General features: G+C 68.0%; 7 protein-coding genes and 1 pseudogene. 4 read left to right on the forward strand and 4 right to left on the reverse strand.

All coding sequences use genetic code 11. The features are described 5' to 3' along the window. On the reverse strand, positions 1-1,050 hold the full coding sequence (idsA2, locus tag A5708_RS19395) for a bifunctional (2E,6E)-farnesyl/geranyl diphosphate synthase (RefSeq protein ID WP_065030177.1): 1,050 nt from the start codon (positions 1,048-1,050) through the stop codon (positions 1-3). A 261-nt stretch (positions 1,051-1,311) separates the two neighbouring features. Between idsA2 and A5708_RS19400 the strand changes: the two genes are divergently transcribed. Then, complete coding sequence (locus A5708_RS19400) at positions 1,312-2,205, forward strand: mycobacterial-type methylenetetrahydrofolate reductase (protein WP_065030178.1); 894 nt, start codon at positions 1,312-1,314, stop codon at positions 2,203-2,205. Here the strand turns inward: A5708_RS19400 and A5708_RS19405 are convergent. Both A5708_RS19405 and A5708_RS19410 read right to left on the reverse strand, forming a co-directional pair. After that, a complete protein-coding gene (locus A5708_RS19405; RefSeq protein WP_065030179.1) occupies positions 2,202-2,852 on the reverse strand; it encodes an LppM family (lipo)protein in 651 nt (216 codons plus the stop codon). The two genes, A5708_RS19400 and A5708_RS19405, sit on opposite strands and share 4 nt — an antisense overlap. A 147-nt stretch (positions 2,853-2,999) precedes the next feature. Continuing rightward, a complete protein-coding gene (locus A5708_RS19410; RefSeq protein WP_065030180.1) occupies positions 3,000-3,608 on the reverse strand; it encodes a GNAT family N-acetyltransferase in 609 nt (202 codons plus the stop codon). A 338-nt stretch (positions 3,609-3,946) separates the two neighbouring features. On the opposite strand from A5708_RS19410, the gene A5708_RS19415 reads away from it, so the two are divergent. The 3 genes and pseudogenes from A5708_RS19415 to mraW (A5708_RS26945) form a co-directional block, all read left to right on the forward strand. Then, positions 3,947-4,348 carry a DUF3040 domain-containing protein gene (locus A5708_RS19415; protein WP_065030181.1) on the forward strand — a complete coding sequence of 134 codons (402 nt, stop codon included), beginning with the start codon at positions 3,947-3,949 and terminating at the stop codon, positions 4,346-4,348. Between the two features lie 397 nt (positions 4,349-4,745). After that, the gene (mraZ, locus tag A5708_RS19420; protein ID WP_064877499.1) at positions 4,746-5,177 is read left to right on the forward strand and encodes a division/cell wall cluster transcriptional repressor MraZ; all 432 of its coding nucleotides are present in this window, start codon (positions 4,746-4,748) and stop codon (positions 5,175-5,177) included. Beyond that, a pseudogene (gene mraW, locus A5708_RS26945) lies at positions 5,152-5,889 on the forward strand (16S rRNA (cytosine(1402)-N(4))-methyltransferase); the annotation flags it as partial. The gene mraZ and the pseudogene mraW (A5708_RS26945), both read left to right, overlap by 26 nt. On the opposite strand, the gene mraW (A5708_RS26390) reads toward mraW (A5708_RS26945), so the two are convergent. Further along, positions 5,877-6,058, reverse strand: a 182-nt coding sequence (gene mraW / locus A5708_RS26390) for a 16S rRNA (cytosine(1402)-N(4))-methyltransferase (protein WP_419538338.1), incomplete at its 5' end; no start/stop codon positions are given. The pseudogene mraW (A5708_RS26945) and the gene mraW (A5708_RS26390) sit on opposite strands and share 13 nt — an antisense overlap.

Genomic DNA, 6,058 nt, shown 5'->3' on the forward strand with positions numbered 1-6,058 from the left:
TCAGGCGGACCGGTTCGTGGCCAGCTTGGCCAATTCGGAGAGCCCCGCTTTGGCCGCGGTGTTGATGGGTGCGGCCGCCAGCGTGGCCAGCGCCCGCTGGGTCAGCGCGGCGATTCGTTGTTCGGCCGCGGCCAGGGCGCCCACCGACTCGATGACGTCCCGCAGCTGATCCACTTGCGCGTCGGTCAGCCGAGCCCCGATCGAGGTGCGTAACAGGTTGGCCGCCACCGGGTCCGACTTCTCCGCCAACTCCACCGCCTCGGCCAGCAGCACCGTGCGCTTGCCGGAGCGCAGATCATCACCGGACGGCTTGCCGGTGACCGCGGGATCACCGAAAACCCCCAGCACGTCGTCGCGCAACTGAAACGCCACCCCCAGGTCCGTTCCGAACTGGCTGAAGACGTCGTGGACGTCGGGCCGGTCGGCCGCGGCGGCCGCCCCGAGCTGCAACGGCCGGGACACGGTGTAGCAGGCGGTCTTGAAGGTGTCGACGTTCATCGCCGAGGCGATCGAGGCGGCCGCGCTGGCCTCGGCGACGATGTCGAGGTACTGGCCGCCGAGCACCTCGGTGCGAATGTTGGCCCACACCCGCCGCACCCGCCGTTGAGCCTGCGGCGCCAACTCGACACCGAAGACGATGTCGTCGGCCCAGGCCAGCGCGAGATCGCCGAGCAAGATCGCGGCCGACATGCCGAACTGCTCCGGCGAGCCCTGCCAGTGCCGGTCGCGATGCAGCGCCGCGAACCGGACATGCGTGGTCGGCCGGCCCCGGCGGGTCGAGGAATCGTCGATCACGTCGTCGTGCACCAGCGCACAGGCGTGCAACAGCTCGAGCGCTGAAAACAGCAGCAGCGCTTGCTCATCGGGGGCTTCGGTGGTGACGGCGCGCCAGCCCCAATAGGCGAACGCGGGCCGTAACCGCTTGCCCCCGTTGAGTACGAAATCTTCCAGCGCGGCGATCAGACCGCTGTAGTCGTCACCGATGTACGCGGTTTCGGTGCGCCGGTCATGCATGTACCGCCGCAATTGGTCGGTGATGGCGCCGGTCAACTCGACGGTTGCCGCTGCTTCTGAAGCTCCTAGGCTCAGCGCGGCGCCCCTTTCTGCTCGGCTGGCTGGGTGTTCCAGGCCCGACCAGTGTATTCGCCGCGCCACCCGTGCCGCTCCGCGCGTGACCGGGGCGGGTGCACCCAGTTGCTTCGCCTGCCTCACTAACCCGCCCCTATGCTGGCGGGTGCGCTGGGCTCGCGCGCAGACTGCGCGGCCACCAGACGCCCCCGGGCCAATAGTCGTCAGATGGAGAGAAGCCGCGTGACCCTCAACACCATTGCGCTCGAGCTGGTGCCGCCGAACGCCGACGAAGGTCGCGAGCGGGCACTCGAAGAGGCGCAGAAAGTGGTGCGGAATTCGGCCGAGGCCGGTCTGGGCGGCCGGATCCGGCACGTGATGATTCCGGGGATCATCGCCGAGGACGACGACCGTCCCATCCAGATGAAGCCCAAGTTGGATGTGCTCGAGTTCTGGTCGATCGTCAAGCCGGAACTGCAGGGGATCAAGGGCCTCTGCACCCAGGTGACCGCGTTCATGGACGAGCCGTCGCTGCGCACGCGGCTGACCGAGCTGACCTCGGCCGGCATGGAAGGCGTGGTCTTCGTCGGCGTGCCGCGCACCATGAACGACGGCGAGGGCTCCGGCGTCGCCCCCACCGACGCCCTGTCGATCTACCGCGAGCTGCTGACCAACCGCGGCGTCATCCTGATCCCCACCCGCGACGGCGAACAGGGCCGGTTCAACTTCAAGTGCGACCAGGGCGCCACCTACGGCATGACCCAGCTGTTGTACTCCGACGCGATCGTGGGCTTCCTGACCGAGTTCGCCCGCCAGACCGATCACCGGCCGGAGATCCTGCTGTCGTTCGGCTTCGTACCGAAGATGGAGAGCCGGGTCGGACTGATCAACTGGCTGATTCAGGATCCCGGCAATCCGGCGGTGGCCGCGGAGCAGGAGTTCGTCAAGAAGCTGGCCGCCGGCGAGCCGGCGCAGAAGCGCCGGCAGATGGTCGACCTCTACAAACGCGTCATCGACGGGGTCGCCGAGCTCGGCTTCCCGCTGAGCATCCACCTCGAGGCGACCTACGGGAACTCCGGGCCTGCCTTCCAGACGTTCGCGGAGATGCTCGCCTACTGGTCACCCACCCCCGGCTAATCGGGCGGCGGTTGGTCGCGCGGCGCGGTCAACCGCGGTGACCTGTCCCGGCTGACCCAGGCCAGCAGCCCCACCACGCCCGCGGCCGCGAACGACGCGATGCAAAGCCACACCACGGCCCCGGTGAACGACCGGGTGTTGGGGTCGGTGTAGCGGGCCTGGGCGGTCATGGTGGTCACCACGCCCGGTTTCATCTTCCACGACACCACGTCGGGTTCGACCCGGTCGCCGTTGGTGGAGGTCACGACGCCGGGGAAGGCCACCGTCAGTTCGACGTCGGCCTCGGGGTCGGTCAGCGAGGTCAGATCCGCCCGGCCCTCCAGGATCACCAGGTTGCCGTTGCGGCGCAGCGTCAGGTTCACCCCGGAGGCGTCGGAGTTCATGTTGGCCAGCTGCGGCAGCTCCGCGAACGTCAGATCGGAGAACACCGCCTGCGAGCCGACGTAGCCGTCGCTGTCGTAATTCGACACCGCCACCTTCTGGCTGAACGGCAGGTTGTTGCTGTCCAGTTGGGGACCGGTGTCTTTGGAGGTCTTGGGTTTGGCGGCGGCCACGATCTCCCCCGACACCAGGTCGTCGGGGGAGATGGTGAGCGAAGCCCTGACCCGCAGGCATCCGGTGGCCAGCGGCACCACCAGCAGCAGCATCGCGATGGCCGTCAGGCGGCGCCGCCGAGCTCGAAACGCTCGGGATCCTCGGCTGCGGGGCGGGGGAGAGCTGGCTCGCACCAGGTCATCGTGCCAGATCCGATGTGCCACTTCGTGGAGTCTTCCGCTGTGTGCCGGGTTCGGGTGTTACAGAGGTAGCTTGCGGCCCAAAATCGCAAACGCCCGCGGGTCGCCGGCGAAGTGGTAGCCGCGGATCACGTCGGTGAAACCCAAGCGCCGGTACAACCGCCAGGCGCGGTTGGGCTCACCATTGATTTCCGGCGTCGAGAGCAGCACATTCTGCTCGGCGCGACCGGCGAGCAGCCGTCGGACCAACGCCTCGCCGAGGCCGCGGCCCTGGGCGCGGGGATGGATGTGCAGCTCGGTCAGCTCGAAATAGCTGTCCATCAGCCGGGAGATCTCCTGGGGCGGCGAGCCGCCGCGCTGCATGCCCAGCACGACCTGCTGCTGCCACCATTGCCCGGGCGCGCCGGGGTAGCCGTAGGCCACACCGAGCAACGGGGCGCAGGCCAGGTCCTCCGCCGAGGGCGGTTGTGCGCCTGCGTCTTCGGCTTCCTGGGTCTCGACGACGCCGGCGCCCTGCCAGCCCCGTCGCCGGATGTGTTCCAGCCACATCGCGGCGCGCTGGTTCTCCGTACCCCGCGGGTAGCGCATCGCGTCGACGTACACCGCCAGGGCATCACCCAGGCGCCGCTCCATGTCGTCGGGAAGCAGATCGATGAGGAATATCGCCAACTCGCGGTCTCCTCCTCATCGCTGATCCGGGCTCGCGCGGCGCCTCGACATTAGGTGGTCGCTGTGGACCGGCCCGCCATCGCCCATTATCGGACCCGTGTGCGACGGGCCCACGGGCGGTCATGGCACCGGGCCGACGAACCGTCCGGTTCGGGAAGCCGGTTGTAGCGCACGGTCGTTCCGGTCTGGCGGTGGGTCGGAAGGCGGCCGGGATAGAATCGGCGCCGAACCAGTGGTATGGGGCAGATTGACCTCGTATCATTCAATTAGTTGCCCCTGCAACGGGCATCCGCGTGCTACCGGTAGTCACGTGCCAAACAGTCGGCAAGGAGGGACGAATGCCACTCTCCGATCATGAGCAGCGGATGCTCGATCAGATCGAGAGCGCTCTCTACGCCGAGGACCCCAAATTCGCGTCAAGTGTCCGCGGCGGAGGTTTCCGCGCACCCACCGCCCGTCGGCGGCTGCAGGGCGTGGCGTTGTTCGTCATCGGTCTGGCGATGCTGGTCTCCGGAGTGGCGTTCAAGGCGACGATGATCGGAAACTTCCCGATCCTCAGCGTCTTCGGGTTCATCGTCATGTTTGGCGGCGTGATCTTCGCGATCACCGGCCCCCGGTTGTCCGGCAGGCCCGACCATCCCGGCCCCGCGGCCACCTCGCTGCGTCAGCGCCGCAACAAGGGCGGAGGTTCGTTCACCAGCCGCATGGAGGATCGGTTCCGTCGCCGCTTCGACGACTGAGCGTGTCAACACATTCGGGGTAGCCATCGGCTGCCCCGTTTTGTTTTTCCGGGAGCCGTGCGGCCGGCCGGGCCGCTGACAATCAACCGTCGATGCTGTTTCGCAGCCCAATCGAGCCCCAACCGAGGCGCGTCGCGACATTTAAGCCCCACCGCGCCCCACTAATGTTCCCCACTACGCCCCACAACCAGCGTTTTGCCTGGTGGGAATCCTTTACCTGCGGGCCCAGAACACGGCCGGGGACGGCCTCGACACACCCCAAGCGGGGCGTTGGCGGCGTCCTGACGACGGATAACCCTGGAAACGCCACAACGACACTCAAAGAATGGGGCGTAGTGGGGGATTGTGGGGTATGGTGGCTGCAGTGTTTGGGTGACCCCATAGGGGAGGTGAGCTGGTGTTTCTCGGCACCTACACGCCCAAACTCGACGACAAGGGGCGGCTGACGCTGCCCGCCAAGTTCCGCGACGCGCTGGCAGGGGGGTTGATGGTCACCAAGAGCCAGGACCACAGCCTCGCCGTCTACCCGCGGGCGGAATTCGAGCAACTGGCCCGCCGCGCGAGCAAGGCCTCGCGGAGCAACCCAGAGGCCCGGGCGTTTCTCCGCAATCTCGCCGCCGGCACCGACGAGCAGCATCCCGACGCGCAGGGCCGGATCACGTTGTCGGCCGATCACCGGCGCTACGCGAACCTCACGAAGGACTGCGTGGTCATCGGCGCGATCGACAACCTCGAGATCTGGGACGCGCAGGCCTGGCAGGACTACCAACAGACCCATGAAGAGAACTTCTCCGCGGCCAGCGATGAAGCACTCGGCGACATCATCTGAGGCGCATGCCCGTGCAACGTGGCCTCTGCCCGAACCGACCCTGGCGTACTTCCCCAACGCCAGGTTCGCGACTTCGGTCAGAGACCTCGATGCAGGGGCTGCCCACCTTTCCGAGCACCTGGTAAGGCCAGTCCGGGCGGCACAGACCCGCAGCGGCGCGAGGGCCCGTCTCTTAGGGGCCCGAGTTTCCGACGGGTGCCGGCAGATCCGTGGAGGCGTTGCGGTGGCTGACAATTCGAGTTCCGACGATTACGGGCACGTGCCCGTCCTGCTCGAACGCTGCGTCGAGCTGCTCACGCCCGCACTGACCCGCCACCACCCCGACGGGTCGGGGGCGACGCTGCTGGACGCCACGCTCGGCGCCGGCGGGCACGCGGAACGGTTCCTCACCGACCTCCCGGGCCTGCGGCTGATCGGGCTCGACCGCGACCCGAGCGCGCTGGATATCGCCCGCGCCCGGCTGGCGCGCTTCGCCGACCGGGTCACGCTGGTGCACACGCGCTACGACGGCATAGCCGCGGCGCTCGACGAATCAGGTTATGCGGCAACCGAATCGGTGGACGGAATGCTGTTCGACCTCGGGGTATCGTCCATGCAGCTCGATCGCGCGGAGCGGGGCTTCGCCTACGCCCAGGACGCGCCGCTGGACATGCGGATGGACCCGTCGTCGCCGCTGACCGCGGCCGACATCGTCAACACCTACGACGAGGCGAACGGCTGACGCGCGCGCCGGCGCACGATGTGCGCGGCGATGCGACGCGCGAACCGCTCCTCGCCGTAGCGGTGCAAGATGTTCGCCAGCTCCGCCTCGTCGTAGGTGTTGACGATGTCGGCCGCGGTCAGCGGCGACGACGGGTCCATCCGCATGTCCAGCGGCGCGA

The sequence above is a fragment of the Mycobacterium colombiense genome, assembly GCF_001672755.1.
GTDB classification, from domain to species: Bacteria; Actinomycetota; Actinomycetes; order Mycobacteriales; family Mycobacteriaceae; genus Mycobacterium; species Mycobacterium colombiense_C.

Coding starts and splice junctions, on each gene's coding strand:
- A5708_RS19405 (WP_065030179.1), bottom strand. CDS start 2,852: ATGCTGCTGCTGGTGGTGCCGCTGGCCACCGGATGCCTGCGGGTCAGG.
- A5708_RS19415 (WP_065030181.1), top strand. CDS start 3,947: ATGCCACTCTCCGATCATGAGCAGCGGATGCTCGATCAGATCGAGAGC.